Here is a 20,205-nt window from a genome sequence, read left to right as displayed (position 1 = left end):
GTCGAGGTCGACGTCGACAGCGAGGCCACCGTACTATTCGTCGTGGACAAACCCGTCGACAACGACGTGATGCCCGTTGACGTCGAAGTCGACAACGATGCAATCGAGCTGGTCGCCGTCGACAACCCGGTCGACGTCGACGTCGACAACGAGGCCACGTTGCTGTTCGTCGTGGACAGGCCCGTCGACAGCGAGCCGATCGAACTCGTCACCGTCGACAGACCCGTCGAGGTCGACGTCGACAGCGAGGCCACCGTACTATTCGTCGTGGACAAACCCGTCGACAACGACGTGATGCCCGTCGACGTCGAAGTCGACAACGAGGCTACGTTGCTGTTCGTCGTGGACAGGCCCGTCGACAGCGAGCCGATCGAACTGGTCGCCGTCGACAGACCGGTCGAGGTCGACGTCGACAAGCTGTTGATCGCCGTGTTCGTCGCGAACAGCTGCGAGCCGTTGATCGCATCCGTGCTCGTCGCCGTCACCCGGCCCGCGGCTACGTTCGTGATCTGCCGCTCCGCACCCGGCGCGCCCACGCTCACCACGCTCGACGGATTCGTCCCCGCGTAGTTGTACGTCACGCCCCCGACCGTGCCCGTCGCTGTCGGATTCGCCGCTGCCGTCACCGAGCCGGAGCCCAGGGCAACCGAGTTCGCTACGTTGGCCGTCGAGCCCGCACCGAACGCCAGCGCGTTGGTCGCCGTAGCGTCCGCTCCTTGCCCGGATGCGATGGATCCGCTTCCGGACGCAGTGGCGTTTGAGCCCAATGCGGTCGCGAACGTATTCGTGGCTACAGCCGATGCACCCAGAGCGACCGAACCTGCCGCTCCGCTCGCAGTCGAGCCGTTACCAAGCGCCAATGCATCCGCGCCTGAAGCGATGGCCGTGGCAGTGAAGGTCCCGCTATTGCCAAGCGCGATCGCACCAGTGCCGGTCGCCGATACTGAATTGCCGATCGCTACGTTGCCATTCGCTCCGGTGGCAACAGCCCCCTGACCGATCGCCACCCCGTTGCTGTTCGCCACGGTGCCATTGCCCAACGCGACGGCGCTCGCGCCAATCGCCGAATTGGCGTTACCGATCGCTATCGCGCCTGTCCCGCTCGCCGTATTGTTCGCGCCGACGGCTACCGCACCCGTGCCGGTCGCGCTGTTCGGATCCCCGATCGCCACCGCACCGTTGCCGTTCGCCGTGTTGCTCACGCCCACCGACACCGCCTGACCACCCGTCGCCGTTGCGTTCTGGCCGATCGCCACCGCACCGCCCGAGTTCGCATTAGCGCCGTTGCCGACCGCCACCGCGCTCGCGCCCGCCGCTGTCGCGTTGGTGCCTGCCGCCAGTGCGTTGACGCCCGTTGCGCCGTTATCGTTGTAGTTCCCTTGCTGCGTGCCGTTGTCGTTCACGCTGTAGTAGTGCGTCTTCGCCGCATTGATCGCTGTCGAGGTCGACGTCGACAGCGAAGTAATCGAGCTATTGGCCGTCGACAGACCCGTCGAGGTTGAGGTCGACAACGAAGTGACCGTGCTGTTCGTCGTGGACAGACCCGTCGACAACGAGCCGATCGAGCTATTCGCCGTCGACAGGCCCGTCGAAGTCGAGGTCGACAGCGAGGCTACAGTACTATTCGTCGTGGACAAACCCGTCGACAGCGACGTGATACCCGTTGACGTCGACGTCGACAACGATGCAATCGAACTATTGGCCGACGACAACCCGGTGGACGTCGAGGTAGACAGCGAGACCACCGAGCTGGTCACAGTCGACAACCCCGTCGACGTGGACGTCGACAGGCTATTGATCGCCGTGTTCGTCGCGAACAGCTGCGAGCCGTTGATTGCATCGGTACTCGTCGCCGTCACGCGCCCCGCCGCTACGTTCGTCACCTGACGCTCCGCTCCTGACGCACCCACGCTCACGACGCTCGACGGCGTCGTGCCTGCGTAGTTGTACGTCACGCCACCGACCGTGCCGGTTGCGGTCGGGTTCGCCGCCGCGGTGACCGAACCGGTACCTAACGCCACCGCATTCGCATTGTTTACAACCGCGCCGGAACCCAGCGCCACGCCCTTCGTTGCCGCAGCGACAACGCTTGCGGTATCGCCCATTGCCACGGAACCCGCACTAGCGGCGGTCGACGTGTTACCCAGGGCAACCGATCCCTGACCGGTCGCCGTATTGTTCGCACCGACGGCTACCGCACCCGTGCCGGTCGCGCTGTTCGGATCCCCGATCGCCACGGCGCCATTGCCGCTGGCCGTCTGCTGGCTGCCGATCGCCACCGCGCCGGTGCCGGTCGTCGCGCTTGACAGATAACCAATCGCCGTCGCACCCGTACCGGCAGCGGCCAAAACGACATTCGATTGACCAATTGCGACCGTCGAAGTCGCTGCCGCCGTCGAGGCAATACCTACAGCGACGGAATTGGTCCCGCTCGCAGTCGATACATCGCCGACCGCCACGGCATTTTGACCCGACGCCAAATCCGTATAGCCCACAGCGGTCGCCTGCCCCCCACTCGCTATAGATCTAGCTCCCAAAGCAGATGAATTTGCACCGCTACCCGTCGCAAGATATCCCATTCCAATACTTTGGGCTCCCGAGGCCGCGCTACTCAACCCTAAACCAAGTGAATTTGCGCCGGTGGCCGTATTGTAATTACCCAGCGCGACGGAATCCGTGCCGGTTACCGTATTGCGCATCCCAAAGGAATCGTAAAAATTAGTGTTATCTCCCACTACCCCAATTACGTTCGCATTGCCAACTGCCACTACATTGCCGCCGCCAGCAATGGCGTTAGCAATCCCTATCGCCATGTTGGATGAGCCAGCAACACTATTGCCGTTGCCCATCACCGTCGAGGTGGACCCAGCAGTTGTATTTGCGGTGTTATTAATACCGATTACGGTGCTCCCTCCTCCAGAAGCTCCGATATTATTTCCATTACCAACAGCAACCGCGTTGCCCGCCACAACAGTATTGCCTTCACCGATCGCCACCCCATTTGGCCCGCTGGCCAGCGAGTTATATCCGAACGCAGCACTCCCTGTTCCCGAGGCCGTGGCATAAAGACCAACGGATGTCGCGTTGGCCGCTGCATACGCGCCCATCCCAAATGCAACCGCCCCGTCACCGGCCGCAGACGAGTAGGAGCCAAACAGCGTCACACCGAGCAGGTTCCCTCCGTTGGCGCCGCAACCAGCGACGTTCGAATATGATCCGTTGCCATCGATAGGGTTCGCTCCCGCAGGAAAATTCCGACCGTTAGGTCCCTGTCCAGCTGGATTGGTGCAATTCCCTCCCCCATTGAAAAGATAGGTCCCTGCGTGGCTAACTTGCGCGGCACCAAGAAGAAGAACGCTGAGCAGCAGCTTGGCGGTTTTTGAGCTACTGCGCTTCCCGCGCGCCGAATCCAACTCCGACGCCGCAACCCACGCCCCGAGCGCTTCATTCCAGATTGTTCTGTACGACTTGTTCATCTCATCACCTCATCGGCTGATGCGCTGTCTTACGACACAGGCGTAGATTTCTCGCATTGGCCTATAAATTAATTAGGACTGCCATACGCAAATCGCACAAAGACAAATCGATCTCTATTCTTTTCTACGAGAAAGTGCTGAACGACTTGCGCAATGCCGCGCTGCCGCTATCGCCCGTCAGCTGAAAATTCCCTAGACGCTTCTGCTCCTCGACCCAGTTCCGTATTGCCCGACCGTGCCGGTAGCCCGCTTGCATGATTGCCGTCAACATCGCACGAGATGCTTCAAGCTCGCCGCCATCCAGGACTGCCGCCCCGGCGCCGACATCGAAAGCCGCACCGCCAAGTCCCATTGAGACGCCGGCCTTGTACGCCGACCGCGCCGTCTTCCGGCTCCGACGATCGACATGCTGTGCCAGCAACTCGAACACAATCGATTCGACTTCACTGACATAAGCATTCACGTCTTCCAGATCGCAGAGGGAAGTAACTCGCAGAAGATGACCCACCATTTTGTCGGCTGGCGCCAGCGCGCGCGATTCTTGCGAACGAATCTGATTGGAATTCAGCATTTCCATCTCCCCAAGCATCCGACCTATCGAAACTCATCGAGAAACTCATTCAGATCGACGTCAATCCAAATTCAATTACCGAATCCCATGAACTCCGATTACCGCCCATCGATCATCACTTTCCATCCGCTCGAATTCAAAAATCAGATCTTTCGAAGGAATGCGTAAAAACAATAAGCGCCCCCTCACTCGCACCCCGCAGCCTACGATCCGCCTACAAATCGGCATCCCGCCTAGCCGATTCGACAGGGAAACTCGGCAAAATCTGCCCGCGCCGAAGGCCCAACAGGCCGTAATTCGCGGGTTTCACGTCATATAAGTGACTGAACATAAACGTTCCCTTGTATCAAATTCGTAGAAACAGTCCTCGGGTCCGCTGTGAGCCTTGACAGGCAAGGAACGCCATTTGTCACTCGGCCTCGGACAAAATGGAACCTTTTTGTCCAGTAGAATTTCGGCAAACCGCTCCGCGTTAACTCTTCTTAACGATTGGACGATTTTGTCAGGGAAAACTGTTCATTATTGAAACATTTTTGACCTTTTTATTTTATTTTTTTAAGGGTTTTTACTAGCAAAAAAGTAACTTCATTAGACAAATTTTTTTAAATAGACAAAAAGACCCGACTGATTTTTCGAGGCCAACCGCGACGCATCCTGCCGATGCTGGCGGCCACGAGATCGAGACGAATGGAAGAAGAGCGTCGACCGACACTGAGATGCGCTCGACACAGCAATCAACTTCGCGACTTGACCAGCCGGGCAGCAGACCCACTCTACCGAGAGATGAATTTGAGTACCTTGAATACAGCAAAGAACGACCGTCGACCGACGGCATTCCAACCGAACGCACGCGTTCCGGCACATTGCCGACAGCGCGGCTTGACGTCGGGATTGTCAGATTTGCGGGAGCGGATATGATCGTCGGCTACGCACGTGTTTCCACTGACGAGCAGAATCTCGAACTTCAAATAGATGCATTGACCCGTGCAGGCTGCGACACGATCCATACGGATCAGGGGATTTCAGGCGCCGATTTTTCGCGCCCCGGTCTCGACGCTGCCCTCGAGACGATGTCCGCCGGTGACACATTGATGGTATGGCGGCTGGATCGCCTCGGCCGTTCGTTGAGCAAACTCATCGATCTGGTCACGCATCTGGACGGCCGGAATATCCAATTCGCCTCGATCATGGAGTCGATCAATACCAACTCCTCGAGCGGCGTGCTGATTTTTCATCTGATGGCTGCGCTTGCGCAATTCGAACGCAGTCTCATCAGCGAACGCACCCGCGCCGGAATGGCTGCGGCGCGCGCCCGAGGAAAACCGATCGGCCGCAAGCCGGCTCTCGATGACAAACAGCGCGCACAAGCGCTGACCTTGTTGAAACGAAAATCGATCATGGATGTCGCAGCCCATTTCAATGTGCATCCACGCACCTTGAAGCGCATCCTGGCCAGCGAGAACACAACTTGATGAACCGTTGGCCGGAACATTCCGGCTATTTGTCGGATCGCTCATGCGCGGCGGATTACCCGGTGCCCGCTTCCACCGGCCGTCATCCTGCGCATCGCGATACCTGTATCGGGCCGTCGCCGAGACGGGCAATGCGATCGATTTTCCGCCTGGTGCCGAGCGGAAAATGATCGCAGCCCCTCTGCCACGTCGAGCGCGCGATCGATCGGAGCGGCCCAGCCGCGCGTCCGCCCGACGAACCCTCCTCCCTCACTTCAAGCGCCCCGACAAGAACTGCTTCAGCCGCTCGCACTTCGGCTCGACGAGAATCTCCTGCGGCGGCCCCTCCTCCTCGATCTTGCCCTGATGCAGGAAGATCACATGATTGGACACGTTCCGCGCAAACCCCATCTCGTGCGTGACGACCACCATCGTCCGGCCTTCCTCCGCGAGCGCCTGCATGACCTTCAGCACTTCGCCGACCAGCTCCGGATCGAGCGCCGAGGTCGGCTCGTCGAACAGCATCACTTCCGGCTCCATCGCGAGCGCGCGCGCGATCGCGACGCGCTGCTGCTGTCCGCCTGACAGATGCGACGGATACATGCCTTCGACGCGCGGCTGCAAGCCGACCTTCTCCAGATATTTGCGCGCCCTGGCCGTCGCCGCTTCCTTGTCGAGCCCCAGCACCGCGATCGGCGCTTCGATGATGTTCTCGATCACCGTCATGTGCGCCCACAGGTTGAAATGCTGGAACACCATGGAAAGCTTCGTGCGCATGCGCTGCAGCTGCTTCCGATCGGCCACGCGCAGCCCGCCGTTACTGTCGAGTTCGGTCCTGATCACCTCCCCGCCCACCGTGATCTGCCCGGAGCAGGGTTGTTCGAGAAAGTTGATGCAGCGCAGGAACGTGCTTTTACCCGAGCCGCTCGACCCGATGATGCTGATCACGTCGCCCGGCTTCGCGTTCAGCGAGACGCCCTTCAGCACCTCGTTGTCGCCAAACTTCTTGTGCAGATTTTCAACGCTGAGCTTATACATACAAATGCTTCCTTCGTGAATCGGGTAAGGCCGGCCCGGTCGTCAATGGCCGCGCGGCGCCAGATAGGCAAGCCAGCGCATCTCCAACCTGCGGAACATCCAGATGAGCGCGAAAACGACCGCCGCATAGAGCAGCGCCGCGATGCCATACGCCTGGAACGACATATAGGTCGCCGAATTGACGTCGCGCGTCACCTTCAGGATGTCGGGCACCGTCGCCGTGAAAGCGAGCGTCGTCGCATGCAGCATCAGAATCACTTCATTGCTGTAGCTCGGCAGGGAGCGACGCAGTGCGGAGGGCAGGATGATCCTCGTATAGAGCTTGAAACGCGACATCCCATAGGCGACGCCCGCCTCGATCTCGCCCACGGCCGTCGACTTGATCGCGCCCGCGAAAATCTCCGTTGCATACGCGCACTCGTTCAGCGTGAAGGCTAGCAGCGTGCAGTTCATCGCATTGCGAAAGAACGTATCGAGCAGCACGTGGTTGTGCACGACCTGCAGGCTGTAGATGCCCGTGTAACACATCAGCAACTGCACATACAGCGGCGTGCCGCGGAAGACATAGGTGTAGAGCCATACCGATCTCGACAGCCAGCGATTGCTCGACGCTCGCGCGATCGCCAGCGGGATGGCGAGGCAGAAACCCAGCCCGATCGACACCACCAGGAGCCACAGCGTAATGGCCAGGCCGCTGAGGCGATAGCCGTCGGTATACAGATAGCTTTGCCAGTACTGGCGAACGATCTCGATCACAATGAGAGCCTCCGGACGCCGACTGAATAGCGCTTTTCGAGGTGATACAACACGACATTGGACACGGTGGTGATCGCAAGATAAATCGCCCCCGCCGCCAGCGTGAAGAAGAAGAAATTCAACGTACTCTTGCCGGCATCCTGCGAGGCTTTCACGATATCGGCCAGACCGATGATCGACACCAGCGCCGTCGCTTTCACGAGCACCTGCCAGTTATTGCCGATGCCGGGCATCGCAAAACGCATCATCTGCGGAAACAGAATGCGCCGGAACACGCGCCAGCCGCTCATGCCGTACGCGAAGCCGGCTTCGATCTGGCCGCGCGGCACCGACAGGAATGCGCCGCGGAACGTCTCGGTGAAGTACGCCCCGTAGATGAAGCCGAGCGTCAACACACCCGCGACGAACGGATCGATGTCGATCTGGTCCCAGCCGACCAGATCGGTGCAATGGTTGAGCAGGATCTGTATGCCGTAGAACAGCAACAGCATCAGCACGAGATCGGGTACGGCGCGGATCAGCGTCGTATAGAACTTGCCGAGCGTCGCCAGCGCGCGGTTCGTCGACAGCTTCGCGGCGGCGCCGGCGAGCCCGAGCACGAGCGACGCGGCAAGCGACAACACCGCGAGTTTCACGGTCTCGACCGTGCCGGCCCACAGCAGCGGGCCAAATCCTTGGAAGATCATGTCAGCGCATCCAGAAAGAGACAGGCGCCCGCGGCCGCAGGCGGCGCAATACGGTCAGCTGCCGTAGACGTCGAACGCGAAGTACTTCTTCTCGAGCTTCTTGTACGTGCCGTCCTTCACGATGTCGGTGATCGCCTGGTTGATCTTCGCTTTCAGATCGGTGTCTTCCTTGCGCAGGCCGATGCCCGCGCCGCTGCCCAAGGTCTTCGGGTCGACGATATCGCCGCCGGCGAACTGGAATCCGGCGCCGCGCGGCGTCTTGAGGAACCCGACATCGGCTTGCACCGCGTCCTGCAGCGCCGCGTCGAGACGGCCGGAGATCAGATCCTGGTAGACCTGATCCTGATTCTGGTACGGCACGACCTGCACCCCGTTCGGCGCCCAATGCGCTTTCGCGTAGGCTTCCTGGGTCGTCCCTTGTTCGACGCCCACCGTCTTGCCTTTCAGGGCGTCCAGGGTCGGCGCCACCGGCGATCCCTTCTTCGCGACGAGGCGAGTAGGGGTACTGAATAATTTGTCTGAAAAATCGATCTGTTCTTCACGTTGCGGCGTCATCGTCATCGACGACAGCACGCCGTCGAACTTCTTCGCCTTCAGGGCCGGGATCATGCCGTCGAAGTCGTTTTCGATCCAGACGCATTTCGCCTTCAGGCGCGCGCAGATTTCATTGCCGAGGTCGATGTCGAAGCCGGCGACCTTGCCGTCCGTTCCCTTCGATTCGAACGGCGGATAGCTGGCATCGACGCCGAAGCGGATCGTCGACCAATCTTTCGCATGCACTCCCACGGCGACGCAGGCCAGGACCAAGCTGAGGGCGAGTTTCTTCATGATGTTTCCAGTGATGGCAAAGGAGATTTCGGTTGAGTCCGAACCCGCCTTGGCGATGCGAACCCACGCAACCTGTGCGATGCGCGCACCCGAAAATGGCCGCCCAAGTTGTACATACAACTTTGCCGCCACCACCCTGGTAGGGACAATCCGTATTTATCTCTACTTGTGATGAAGTTGTCTTACAACTGACCATTACACTTGTAAGAGAACTCCGGAAGCGAATTGCACAGGCGCATATTCAAAATAACGGCCGCGGGATCAATCAATCCGATTCCTAAATATCTCGATCGCCCACGCCCAATCCAATGAAGCGACGGCGCTCATTCGACTACTCGTCGCTCGGATGTCGGGATTCGGTACGTCGGCATTCGGAAAGGATCGCCGGCAAGACAGCACCACCAACATTGCGTTGGATGGGCGTACCGGCTGAGAGAGGCTTGGCTGAATCCTGATCCCCGTGCGCCGGCACGATCATTGAATCGTGCCGGCCGTCGGTCTTCGAGGTGTGCGCGGGAATGACGACCCGAGCCGTCCTCACACCGCTCTCAAGGAATAAGCATCCGCTGTGCTTGCCGATATCAGCAGGCGCTTTTGCGGGATCCGCTCCTGAAACCCAGGTGGATCATGCCGCACACACAGCGCGCGGCGACGCATGTGAGCTCAGCCTGGCAGCTTGACGTTCATGGTGATGTGCGCGGTAAACACCTTTTGGCCCTCGGTATCCACGATCTCCACCGGCACGACCACATCGCCGCCCGAGGACCAGTCGACGCCGGCGCCATCCGCAATGGCAGTCACGTCTGACTTGGCCTTGGCGAGATAGGCCACCTGCATGCCGCGCGGGATCCATTTCGCGCCCGCCGGAATCGACACTTCAGTCATCAACCCGCCGACCAGTTCCGCCGCGTTGCACAGCGCAATCGCATGCACGGTGCCCAGGTGATTGGTGATTTCGTGACGAAACGGCACGCGCGCCTCGGCGCGGCCGGGCTCCAATGCCACGACCGTCGGCGCGATGGAACCGAAATACGGGGCTTGCTGACACACCAGCTTGCTGAGTTGCTCGGCCCCAGCCATCTTGAAGAAATCGAGAACCTGACTCACGTTCATCTCCTATAAGAACAGAATATTATTCTGTAACGGAATATTGCTCCAATGTAGAATTTCGTGTCAACAGATCGACGGGGTCGTCCACAGTGGCGATGCTCTAAAACCGCAGCCCTATCGGGAGCCAGCTTGTCCGTTCAGACCGTTCTCGAGCGCCACTATCCCGGGCGACGCGCGCAGCTCAAACGCGAGATTCTTGCGACCGCGCTCGATTGCTTCAACACCCAGGGCATCGACACCACCACGATCGAGGTCATCAAGGATCGATGCGAGACCAGCGTGGGGGCGATCTATCACCACTTCACGAATAAGGATGGCATCGTTGCCGCCCTGTTCCATTGCGGACAAGACGATCTGTCCGATCTGACAGCGCGCTATCTGGGGCAGGCAAATTCAGTGCAGGAGGGGATTCAGGCGATCGTCTTTGCCTATGTCGACTGGGTCGTGGCCGAACCGGAACTGGCCCGGTTCAAATTCCGGGCGCACACGTTCCTGTCTCAAGGTCCTTACGGCGCCGAATTGGCGAGCCGGAGCAAGGAACGGAACAAGACGATGCTCGTCTGGTTTCATCAGCCCGGCCGGCGGGAAGCGTTCACGACATGCCCGCTCGAGTTGCTGTTGTCCCTGCTCGTCGGACAGTCGGAAAGCTATTGCCGCGCCTGGCTGGCCAAACGTGTCCGGACGTCGCCCGCGAAGTACCGTGAAGCCCTCGCCGCCGCTGCATGGCATTCGATCGACGCGGTGTCGTCGCTCTATTGACGGGCCCTGGCTGACTACGCCAATACACGGATCGCAATACAGATGCTGATGCGCCAACGCGGCTGCCCGGGATCCGCCTCGATGCCGTGGTCGGCAAGCATGCTCCAAAAAAATGCCGCGACATGCGGCATTTTTCTTACTTCGCGTCGTTGTAGACAGTCGCTCGCGATACACCCAGGTGTTGCGCGACTGTCTCCATCGACCGTCGCAGATCGAGGTAGCCCTCATCCCTGAGCGCTTGCATCAGCGCCCTGCGTTGGTCGGTGCGCAGCGCCTGGGGTGTCGTCGCGAGCCCGACCGCGAATCGATCGATCCGTTCGCGCAGGGACTCCGCGCTCGATGGGTCAAGCGATTCCTTGGCCCCGTCGCTCCCGAGCGCGGAAAACTGTTCCAGCATGCTGGCGATGCTGCGAAACAGCGTCACGTCGACGTTCAGACAGAGCGCGGCAATGTAGTGCCCATCCGAATCCTTGATGCCGATCGACGTGCTCTTGGCCTGCCGGCCATCCGCGAAACGATTGGCGTAATTGGCCAGAACCTGCGGATACTCGGCATCGGCGATCCGCGCGAGGCCGAGTTCGGTCGCGGGATCGCCGACCTGGCGTCCGGACAGGTTGTTATGTATCGCGAGGATCGCGTTTTTCGGATGAAGGAGGTCGTGAACCACCACCTCCGTGAATGGGGCGAGCGTTTCGCCCAATCCCGCTGCGATGTGCTCGACCTGTTCGAGGATTGTCTGCTGCTCGCGGGTGAGTTTTCTCTTGGCCATTGGACGATTCATCTAGATATCGTCACATTGTATAGCCCCTCGGCGCACGAGGGGAAATTCGCGCAATCCCTTATTTTTACTTAATGTCTAAATATGGACAATGCATCCAGATCTTGCGTCGGCCCACGACTTTCTCGCATACCGCGCTCGGTCCCCGAATCGATACCAGGAGATCTGCCATGCACAAGCAACATCTACGCCGGGACGTCTTGACGCGAGGGCTTCGTACGGCGCTTTTGACGCTGACGATCGGGGCCGTCGCGACAGCGGCCGGCGCACAGCAGCCCGGCGCGAATTCACCGCGCGGCCTGCCGAGGATTCTCGTGCTGGCGACGGGCGGCACGATCGCAAGCACGTCTGATCCGCGCTCGGCGATCGGCTACAACGCCGGCGGCATTCGCGGCGATCAGCTCGTCGCGAGCGTCCCCGGTCTTGGCAAGATCGCGTCCATCCAGGCGGAACAGATTTCGAACATCGGCTCGCAGGACATGAACAGCGCGATCTGGTATCGGCTCGCGAACCGCATCAAGCAGGCCGTCGACCGGAACGAGGCCGACGGCATCGTGATTACGCACGGCACGGACACGATGGAAGAAACCGGCTTCTTCCTCGATCGCGTCCTCTCCACCGGCACGCCGGTCGTTCTCGTGGGTTCCATGCGCCCGGCGGAAGCGGCGAGCGCCGACGGCCCGATGAATCTGTACGAAGCGGTGGAAGTCGCCGCCAGCCCGCAATCCGCCGACCGCGGCGTGCTGATGGTGATGAACGACACGATCAACAGCCCGCGTTGGGCGACCAAGACCAACACGACGTCGGTACAGACGTTCCGGAATCCGAACGCCGGCCCGCTCGGTTATGTCGACCCCGCCTCGATCCGCTACCTCTCTCCCGCGCCGACCGTTCACAGGAAAGCATTTGGACTGCCAAGCGGCGGGCTGCCCCGGGTAGACATCGTGTATGCGCACGCGGACATGGACGCGACGCAGATCCAGGATGCTGTCCGGCACGACGCAAAGGGCATCGTGCTCGCGGGCGTCGGGGATGGAAACGCGTCGAGGGCCGCGTTGGACGCGATGGAATCGGCCGCGCGTAAAGGCATCGTCGTGATCCGTTCCACGCGTGTCCGCAGCGGCTTCGTCAATCGGAACGTCGAGGTGCCCGACGACAAGCGCGGCTTCGTCGTTTCCCATGACCTGAACCCTCAGAAGTCGCGCGTTCTCGCTCAGTTGCTCATCGCCAACGGCGTGACCTCGCCGGACCAGATCCAGCGCGCTTTCGAGTCGACGTACTGAATCCCGTCTCGTGAGCGGATCGCCTGCCGACCATCGCAGGTGCTTTCCGCGGTTGCCGCCTCTCCCCGATCAAACGCCGTCGCACAGGAGTCAACGCATGTCCATCCAGCCCCGAACTTTCGCCATTGCGTGTGTCAATGCCCCCGACATGACGCCGCCAGCCGGGCACTACTCGCACGTTTGCATCGCGAACGGCTGGGTATTCGTCTCCGGTCAATTGCCGATCGACGCCACGGGCCGGCCGCTGAGCGACGCGCCCTTCGACACGCAGGCGAAGCAGGTGCTGCGCAACGTCGATGCGGCCTTGAAAGCCGCTCGCGTCACGCGTGACGATCTGGTTCAGGTTCGGGTCTTCGTGTCCGACATCGCGCACTGGCCCGCTTTCAACGGGCTCTATGCCGATTGGATCGGCTCCCACCGGCCCGCTCGGGCGGTGGCGGAATCCGCCTCCCTGCACTACGGCGCGGCCATCGAAGTGGAAGCCGTCGCCTTGGCGTCGGCCCGTTGAGACAGCAAAGGATCGAAGGAGGCACCATCATGAAAAAGTGGAAGCTGGCCCATTGGATTCTGCTCGGCATGATCCTCGGCATCGCCATCGGCTATGCCTGCCATCAATATGCCGCGGACGAAGCCGCCGCCAAGGCAATTGCCGCCGACTTCGGCGTGGTGACGACGATTTTCCTGCACATGGTCAAGATGATCATCGCGCCGCTGGTCTTCGCGACGCTCGTCTCCGGCATTGCCGGCATGGACAGCGGAAAATCGATCGGACGGATTGGCGCGAAGGCGCTTGGCTGGTTCATCGCGGCCTCCCTCGTGTCGCTCGGCATCGGCCTGCTGTTCGTCAACATCGCGAAACCCGGTTCCAGCCTCAACCTGCCGCTGCCACCCGCGGATGCGTCGACCCATCTGCAAACGAGCGCGCTCAACGCAAAGGACTTCCTGACGCACATCGTCCCGAGCAGCATGGTCGAAGCGATGGCGAGCAACCAGATCATGCAGATCCTGGTGTTCTCGCTGTTTTTCGGCATCGCGCTGGGAAAGGTTCCGGGAGAATCGGGCGTGGTCCTGAAGCGTGCCGTCGACGGGCTGATGGAGACGATGCTGCGTGCGACGAACGCCGTGATGGCGTTCGCGCCGCTCGGCATCCTTTCCGCCATCGCGGGTGTCGTGACCGTGCAGGGCCTGGGCGTCATCGTCACCTACGGCAGGCTCATCGGCTGGTTCTACGTCGCATTGTTCGCCTTGTGGACGGTGCTCTATTTCGCCGGCCATGCCGCCTTGGGCCGTCGCATGCCTGAACTGATCAGGAAGATTCGCGAACCGATGATGATTGCGTTCTCCACCGCCAGCAGCGAGGCGGCTTTTCCCGTCCTGACGGAAAAGCTGACCGAGTTCGGCGTGCATCGGCGTCTTGTCGGCTTCGTGCTGCCGCTTGGCTACTCGTTCAATCTCGACGGCTCGATGGTCTATCAGGCATTCGCGGCGATTTTCATCGCCCAGGCGTTCGGCGTTCACATGCCCATCGGCACGCAGCTCACGATGCTCCTCATCCTGATGATCAGCAGCAAGGGCATGGCCGCGGTTCCGCGAGGCTCGCTGGTCGTGGTGGCCGCGATCCTGCCGATGTTCCACCTGCCGGAAGCGGGCTTGCTGCTGGTGATGGGCATCGATCAACTGCTTGACATGGGCCGCACGGCCACCAACGTCCTGGGCAACAGCATCGCCAGTGTCGTGGTGGCCAAGTGGGAGGGCGAATTGTCGCCGGCCGGGACGCACGAACACGCTCCCGCGCCGCCGGACACAAGTACTGAATCCGCCCCCGATTACGGGAGCGTTCGGTCCTCCTGATCCGGCGGCGTTCGGTTCATCGATTTGTACACTTCGTCTATTTATGGAAATAATTTATAATCCAAGTCATCCGACCGGAAACACCCACGATCATGCCGACAGACGCAACGCTTCTCCTTCTCGACCGTGATGTTGTGGAACCTGCCTTGCAGGCGGAGCAGGTCACGGCGGCGGTTCGCGAAGCATTCACCCTTCACAGTCGGCGAACCGGCCGAGTCTTCCCTGTCGTGCGCGAGAAGTTGCATACGGGCGGCGTATTCGGCATCAAGTCCGGCGAAGTGGCGAGCCAGGCTCTGCTCGGCTTCAAGGCGGCCGGCTTCTGGCCCGGCAACCGGAACGCCGGCGGTGAACCTCACCAGGCGACCGTCGTGCTGTTCGATCCCGCGACGGGGCGGCCGCTCTGCATCATGGACGGCAACGCGATCACCACCGCGCGCACGGGCGCGGCGGGAGGCTTGGGGCTGCAACGGTTCGCGCGACCGGAGAGTACGCGGATCTGCATTTTCGGCACCGGCGTTCAGGCAAGGGTTCAGCTTCGCTACGCCCTGGAAGGCCTGCGGCACCGCTGCACGGTGCACTACGTGAGCGCGACCGGCGAGCCCGAGCCGGCCTTCGAGGCCGCTTTCCAGGACCGGTGCGCCATCGGCGTCGCGCAAGACCGGAACGATGCCGTTGCGGCCAGCGATATCGTGATCACCGCGACGCCGGGCAACGGCGCGCTGTTCCAGGCCGATGCGGTCCAGCCGGGCACACATCTCACCTGCGTCGGCGCCGACACGGCCGGCAAGCGCGAATTGCCCGATGGCGTGCTGGAGCGTGCGCGGATTTTCGTCGACGATGAAGTTCAGGCGCGCAGCATCGGCGAATGCCAGTGGGCGCCGTCGCTGCCGTGCACGGAAATCGGCGACCTCCTTGCCGGCACGCGTGCCTTCGAGCGGTCCGCGCGCGACATCACCGTGTTCGATATGACGGGCCTGGCGTTGCAGGACCTCACGGTTGCGCGCTTTCTGTACGAGCATGCCAAGGACAACCATCTCGGAACGTCCATCGCATGGCCTTGGTCAACCTCCTCCCTTTCGAGTCCGACATGACGACTTTCGCGCTTCCCACCTACGCCGACGTCGAGGCGGCTGCTTCGCGGATCGCCGGCGTGGCGCATCGCACCCCGGTTCAGACCTCGCGCATGCTGAACGAAATCATGGGCGCGCAAGTGTTCTTCAAGTGCGAGAACTTCCAACGCATGGGTGCGTTCAAGTTTCGCGGCGCGTTCAATGCGCTCGCGCGATTTTCGCCCGAGCAGCGCAAAGCCGGCGTGGTTGCGTTCTCATCGGGCAACCATGCCCAGGGAGTCGCCCTGTCCGCGAAAATTCTCGGCATTCCCGCGACGATCGTGATGCCGCATGATGCGCCCGCGACGAAAGTGGCGGCGACGAAGGGATACGGGGCGCAGGTGGTCGTGTACGACCGCTACACCGAGGATCGCGAAGCGATCGGCCGGCGTCTCGCGGACGAAAACAGCCTCACGCTGATTCCGCCCTACGATCACCCGGACATCCTGTCGGGACAGGGTACGGCCGCGAAGGAACTCTTCGAGGAGGTGGGCCCGCTCGACAACCTGTTCGTGCCGTTGGGCGGCGGTGGCCTGCTGTCGGGCAGCGCGCTATCGACCCGTGCCTTGGCGCCGCACTGTATCGTGTACGGCGTCGAGCCGGAGGCCGGCAACGACGGTCAGCGATCGTTCCGGAGCGGCGAAATCGTTCATATCGAGACGCCGAACACGATCGCGGACGGCGCGCAGACCCAGCATCTCGGAAACTACACGTTCGAGATCATCAAACGCGATGTGAATGACATCCTGACGGCGTCGGATGCCGATCTGGTGAACGCCATGAAGTTCTTCGCCGCCTACATGAAGATGATCGTGGAGCCGACCGGGTGCCTGGGGCTCGCGGCTGCCTTGAATGCGAAAGACGCGCTCAAGGGGAAACGCGTCGGCGTGCTGGTCAGCGGCGGCAACATCGACCTTGCGCGTTTCTGCGCGTTGGCGGCGCAGGCATGACGGCCACGGTGTTCGACACGCTGGTTGCCTTGCTCGAAGACGAAGCGGCCCGGTTCCGCGTCATCGCGCATCCCGCGGAGGGGCGGTCCGATCAGGTCGCCGCCGTGCGCGGCACGGCGCCGGGGCAGGGGGCGAAAGCGATGCTCTGCAGGAGCAGGGACGACGACGGCACGCTGGTCCTTGCGATCCTGCCGGGCGACAGGAAACTCGACTTCAAGCGGGTGGCCGCCGCCGCGGGGATCAAGAAGGCGACGCTTGCGTCGCCTGAAGAAGCGCAACGGGAGACGGGCTGCGTCATCGGCGCCATCCCGCCTTTCACGTTCTCGCCGGCCATCACGCTGATCGTCGACCCCGAACTGGTCGAACGTTTCGACGAGATCGCCTTCAATGCCGGTCGGCTCGACCGCTCGATGGTGCTCGATTCGGCCGACTACGTGCGGATCGCCAAACCACTCCTGCGATCGCTATGCGCCTAGGCAAGGTATCGGCCATCTCGTTCGATCTGGACGACACGCTCTGGTCCTTCAGGCTCGCGGTCGAGCGTGCGGAAATCGCCCTCCACGCCTGGCTGCTCGAGCACGCTCCGGGAACAGCTGCCGTGCTGCGAAGCGGGCGGACGCTTGGAACGCTTCGGGATCAACACGCGCGCTTGCATCCGGACCTGGCGGGCAACTACCGGGCTTTACGCCTGGGCTCGATCCGGCTCGTCCTGGAACTGGCGAACGAGGACGTCGCGCTTGCCGAGGACGCATACCGGATCTTCTATGCGGCGCGGCAGAAGGTCGAATTCCATGAGGACGTCCGGCCGGCGTTGACCTGGCTGGGCGCCCGATTCCCCCTCGCGGCGGTGACGAACGGCAATGCCGACTTGAAGCTGACCGGTTGCGACGAATTCTTCCGAATCCATTTGGCTGCCGATACCTTCGGTTGCGCGAAACCCGATCCCCGCATCTTTCTGGAAGCGGCCAGGCGGGCCGGCGTGCAGCCCGACACGGTGCTGCATGTCGGCGATGACTTTGACCTCGACGTTCTAGGCGCGCTGAATGCCGGCCTCCAGGCAGCCTGGATTGTTCGCGAAGGCGGGTCCGAGGCGAAAGCCGCACCCCGCCAGACCGCGCGTCCGTATTCGACGATCCGGAGCTTGTCGACGCTGTGTCGAGCCTTGAAGGGCCCTCTCTCGCCGCGCTGAACCCCGGAGGCTGAACGCAGCCGATCGATTGAGTGCGTGTGTCGAATGCGCCACATGCTCGACGTTCGACGGCGGCTACACCCGCAGCGTCAGCGTGCGAAACAGTGCAAGGTCCTCCTTGCGTGCGGATCGCGCATGCCGGCGGATCACCTGCAGCAGGCACTCGATGAAACAGCGCGCGGCGTCGCTCAACGTGCTGCTGCGGCGCATGACGATTCCGAGGTCGCGCGGCTCGAACGTCTCCTGCAACGGCACCGCGCGCATCCGTTCGCCGAACGGCGGCACGGCCGCGAGAATCGTCGGGCACCACGTGCACATGCCGGCCTGTTCGAGCATCGTCTGCAACATCGCGACCGACTGCGCGCGAACGATGCGCCGTTCGTCGATCCGCGCGCCGTGACGCGTGAACAGGTAGTCGACGAGCGCGGCCTGCCCGTCGGCCGCGAAATTCAGCACCCAGTCGTTGTCGAGCAAGTCATGGATCGACCGCGCGCGTTCGAGCGGATGGCCGGCGCGCACCATGACCGACGTCTCGTAGCGCAGCATCGGCTCGAAGGCGAATTCCTGCGTGCCGCCGGGCTGCACATGTCCGAGCGCGAAATCCATGCTGCCGTCGCGCAGGAGCGGCTGTGCGACGGCCATCAGCGCTTCGTAGAGTTCGAGGCGCACGTCGGGCATGCGTTCGCGAAACCGCAACACCGCCTCGGCAAGGAACGTCACCGTGAGCCACGGCGTGACGCCGATGCTCAGTCGGCCCTCGATGCGGCCGCGCATCCGTTCGAGATCGCTCTGCGCGTGTTCGAGTTGCTTCAACACGAGCTTCGCGTGCGTGAGCAGTGTCTTGCCATATTCGGTGAAGCCGATGCCTTCCGGCGCGCGCACGAGCAGCGGCAGGCGTTCGCTCGCTTCCAGCTCGCGCAGCGCCCGCGTGACGGCCGCCTGCGACAGCCCCAGTGCGCGTGCCGCACCGCGGATGCTGCCCGCCTCCGCGCTCGCGACGAGTGCCTGCAACTGATGCAGCTTCATGGTGCTCATGGCGTAATACCCGACAACCAAAGGTTGTCATCATAACGAAAGCGCGGCTGTTCGACGCGATTTTCGCTGCATACGATGCGGCCACGATCGGTCATGAGGGCGATCGGCGACCGAAGCGTGCAAAGGAGAATCGGGGTTGGACCAGAAACCTATCCTGCCGGAAATAGCGGCCATCGAGGCGGAGATGATTGCACTGCGCCACCGGCTCCACGCGCATCCGGAACTCGGCTTCGAGGAACACACGACGAGCGACCTCGTTGCCGGCTGCCTGACAACGTGGGGGTATCAGGTCACGCGCGGGCTCGGCGGCACGGGCGTGGTCGGCACGCTGACGCGCGGCCCCGGGAAGCGGCTCGGGTTGCGCGCCGACATGGACGCGCTGCCGATCCAGGAGACGACCGGGTTGCCGCATGCCAGCCGGCGCGATGGCGTGATGCACGCATGCGGCCACGACGGCCATACGGCGATGTTGCTTGCGGCCGCCTGCTGCCTTGCCGGACGCGCGCACTTCGACGGCACGTTGAACCTGATTTTCCAGCCGGCCGAAGAAGGGCTCGGCGGCGCGAAGCGGATGATCGACGACGGGCTGTTCGCGCGATTTCCGTGCGATGCGGTATTCGCGATGCACAACGTGCCCGGCCTGCCGGCCGGCGTGCTCGGTTTCTGCGACGGCCCGGCGATGGCATCGGCCGACGAGGTGCTCGTGCGCGTGATCGGACAAGGCGGGCACGGCGCCGCGCCGCACATGACGATCGATCCGGTGGTCGTGTGCGCGTCGATCGTGATGGCGTTGCAGACGGTCGTGTCGCGCAACGTGAATCCGCAGGACCTGGCAATCGTCTCGGCCGGCTCGATTCACGCGGGCACGGCTTCGAACGTGATTCCGCCGCATGCGGAACTCGCGCTCAGCGTGCGCGCACTGTCATCGGACGTGCGTGCGCTGCTCGAGCGGCGCATTCGCGCGATCGTGCACGGGCAGGCCGCGAGTTACGGCGCCACGGCCGAGATCGACTATCGACACGGCTATCCGGTGCTCGTCAATCACGCGGCGGAAACGGCGTTCGCGCGCGACGTGGCCCGTGAATGGGGAGGCGACGCGGCGTTGATTCCGCATTTGCGGCCCATCGCCGCGAGCGAGGATTTCGCGTTCATGCTCGACGTGTGCCCCGGCAGCTACCTGTCGATCGGCAACGGGGTCGGCAACGACGACGGCGCGACCGGATGCGGGCTGCACCACCCCGGCTACGACTTCAACGATACATGCCTCGCGACGGGCGCGAGCTACTGGGTCGCGCTGGCGGAGCGGTATCTCGCGTGATGCGGCACGCGCGAATA

The 20,205-nt window shown here is 62.2% G+C and carries 19 protein-coding genes and 1 pseudogene; 10 read left to right on the top strand and 10 right to left on the bottom strand.

The genetic code is table 11. The features are described 5' to 3' along the window. The 3 genes and pseudogenes from AC1RQF_RS14525 to AC1RQF_RS14515 all read right to left on the bottom strand — a co-directional run. Nucleotides 1–2,579: YadA family autotransporter adhesin (locus AC1RQF_RS14525; RefSeq protein WP_492872334.1), on the bottom strand; the 2,579-nt coding region annotated here is incomplete at its 3' end. Nucleotides 2,580–2,627: 48 nt separating this feature from the next. Then, nucleotides 2,628–3,476: pseudogene (locus tag AC1RQF_RS14520) on the bottom strand (ESPR-type extended signal peptide-containing protein); the annotation flags it as partial. Nucleotides 3,477–3,600: 124 nt separating this feature from the next. Then, nucleotides 3,601–4,047, bottom strand: coding sequence for a hypothetical protein (locus AC1RQF_RS14515; RefSeq protein ID WP_273997135.1), 447 nt, complete (start codon nt 4,045–4,047; stop codon nt 3,601–3,603). A 914-nt stretch (nt 4,048–4,961) separates the two neighbouring features. On the opposite strand from AC1RQF_RS14515, the gene AC1RQF_RS14510 reads away from it, so the two are divergent. After that, a complete protein-coding gene (locus AC1RQF_RS14510) occupies nt 4,962–5,519 on the top strand; it encodes a recombinase family protein (protein WP_273997136.1) in 558 nt (185 codons plus the stop codon). A gap of 249 nt (nt 5,520–5,768) precedes the next feature. On the opposite strand, the gene AC1RQF_RS14505 is transcribed toward AC1RQF_RS14510, so the two are convergent. The 5 genes from AC1RQF_RS14505 to AC1RQF_RS14485 all read right to left on the bottom strand — a co-directional run bounded on the left by AC1RQF_RS14505 (nt 5,769) and on the right by AC1RQF_RS14485 (nt 9,913). Further along, nucleotides 5,769–6,536, bottom strand: coding sequence for an ABC transporter ATP-binding protein (locus AC1RQF_RS14505; RefSeq protein WP_273997137.1), 768 nt, complete (start codon nt 6,534–6,536; stop codon nt 5,769–5,771). A 42-nt stretch (nt 6,537–6,578) separates the two neighbouring features. After that, nucleotides 6,579–7,292, bottom strand: coding sequence for an ABC transporter permease (locus tag AC1RQF_RS14500; protein WP_273997138.1), 714 nt, complete (start codon nt 7,290–7,292; stop codon nt 6,579–6,581). After that, a complete protein-coding gene (locus AC1RQF_RS14495) occupies nt 7,289–7,978 on the bottom strand; it encodes an ABC transporter permease (RefSeq protein WP_273997139.1) in 690 nt (229 codons plus the stop codon). Before AC1RQF_RS14495 ends, AC1RQF_RS14500 begins: the two co-directional genes overlap by 4 nt. Before the next feature lie 54 nt (nt 7,979–8,032). Then, nucleotides 8,033–8,806 (bottom strand): ABC transporter substrate-binding protein, encoded by a 774-nt coding sequence (locus AC1RQF_RS14490; RefSeq protein ID WP_492872333.1) that lies wholly within the window; start codon nt 8,804–8,806, stop codon nt 8,033–8,035. Between the two features lie 663 nt (nt 8,807–9,469). Continuing rightward, on the bottom strand, nt 9,470–9,913 hold the full coding sequence (locus AC1RQF_RS14485) for a hotdog fold domain-containing protein (RefSeq protein WP_273997140.1): 444 nt from the start codon (nt 9,911–9,913) through the stop codon (nt 9,470–9,472). Nucleotides 9,914–10,045: 132 nt separating this feature from the next. On the opposite strand from AC1RQF_RS14485, the gene AC1RQF_RS14480 reads away from it, so the two are divergent. Beyond that, complete coding sequence (locus AC1RQF_RS14480; RefSeq protein ID WP_273997141.1) at nt 10,046–10,675, top strand: TetR/AcrR family transcriptional regulator; 630 nt, start codon at nt 10,046–10,048, stop codon at nt 10,673–10,675. A gap of 136 nt (nt 10,676–10,811) precedes the next feature. Here AC1RQF_RS14480 and AC1RQF_RS14475 read toward each other — a convergent pair whose 3' ends face one another. Next, entirely contained in the window at nt 10,812–11,444 is a 633-nt protein-coding gene (locus AC1RQF_RS14475) for a helix-turn-helix transcriptional regulator (protein WP_273998279.1), read from the bottom strand. Between the two features lie 179 nt (nt 11,445–11,623). Between AC1RQF_RS14475 and AC1RQF_RS14470 the strand changes: the two genes are divergently transcribed. The 7 genes from AC1RQF_RS14470 to AC1RQF_RS14440 all read left to right on the top strand — a co-directional run bounded on the left by AC1RQF_RS14470 (nt 11,624) and on the right by AC1RQF_RS14440 (nt 17,835). Continuing rightward, on the top strand, nt 11,624–12,736 hold the full coding sequence (locus AC1RQF_RS14470) for an asparaginase (protein ID WP_492872311.1): 1,113 nt from the start codon (nt 11,624–11,626) through the stop codon (nt 12,734–12,736). Nucleotides 12,737–12,833: 97 nt separating this feature from the next. Then, the gene (locus AC1RQF_RS14465; RefSeq protein WP_492872310.1) at nt 12,834–13,244 is read left to right on the top strand and encodes a RidA family protein; all 411 of its coding nucleotides are present in this window, start codon (nt 12,834–12,836) and stop codon (nt 13,242–13,244) included. 29 nt (nt 13,245–13,273) lie between these two features. Next, nucleotides 13,274–14,587: a dicarboxylate/amino acid:cation symporter gene (locus AC1RQF_RS14460; protein WP_273997144.1), complete on the top strand. Its 1,314-nt coding sequence runs from the start codon at nt 13,274–13,276 to the stop codon at nt 14,585–14,587. Between the two features lie 92 nt (nt 14,588–14,679). Then, nucleotides 14,680–15,678 (top strand): ornithine cyclodeaminase family protein, encoded by a 999-nt coding sequence (locus tag AC1RQF_RS14455; RefSeq protein WP_273997145.1) that lies wholly within the window; start codon nt 14,680–14,682, stop codon nt 15,676–15,678. Then, nucleotides 15,675–16,646 (top strand): threo-3-hydroxy-L-aspartate ammonia-lyase, encoded by a 972-nt coding sequence (locus AC1RQF_RS14450; RefSeq protein WP_492872309.1) that lies wholly within the window; start codon nt 15,675–15,677, stop codon nt 16,644–16,646. Before AC1RQF_RS14455 ends, AC1RQF_RS14450 begins: the two co-directional genes overlap by 4 nt. Further along, nucleotides 16,643–17,122 carry a YbaK/prolyl-tRNA synthetase associated domain-containing protein gene (locus AC1RQF_RS14445; RefSeq protein ID WP_273997147.1) on the top strand — a complete coding sequence of 160 codons (480 nt, stop codon included), beginning with the start codon at nt 16,643–16,645 and terminating at the stop codon, nt 17,120–17,122. The genes AC1RQF_RS14450 and AC1RQF_RS14445 overlap by 4 nt, the downstream gene beginning before the upstream one ends. Further along, a complete protein-coding gene (locus AC1RQF_RS14440; protein ID WP_273997148.1) occupies nt 17,113–17,835 on the top strand; it encodes an HAD family hydrolase in 723 nt (240 codons plus the stop codon). Before AC1RQF_RS14445 ends, AC1RQF_RS14440 begins: the two co-directional genes overlap by 10 nt. Nucleotides 17,836–17,910: 75 nt before the next feature. Here AC1RQF_RS14440 and AC1RQF_RS14435 read toward each other — a convergent pair whose 3' ends face one another. Next, nucleotides 17,911–18,870, bottom strand: a complete 960-nt coding sequence (locus AC1RQF_RS14435) for a LysR substrate-binding domain-containing protein (protein WP_273997149.1) — start codon at nt 18,868–18,870, stop codon at nt 17,911–17,913. Between the two features lie 184 nt (nt 18,871–19,054). On the opposite strand from AC1RQF_RS14435, the gene AC1RQF_RS14430 reads away from it, so the two are divergent. Then, nucleotides 19,055–20,188, top strand: coding sequence for a M20 aminoacylase family protein (locus AC1RQF_RS14430; protein WP_273998280.1), 1,134 nt, complete (start codon nt 19,055–19,057; stop codon nt 20,186–20,188). The last annotated feature ends 17 nt before the right edge of the window (nt 20,189–20,205 follow it).

It is taken from the genome of Burkholderia sp. GW821-FHT14F03 (assembly GCF_058803765.1).
This window is presented reverse-complemented; position numbering and strand designations above follow the sequence as displayed.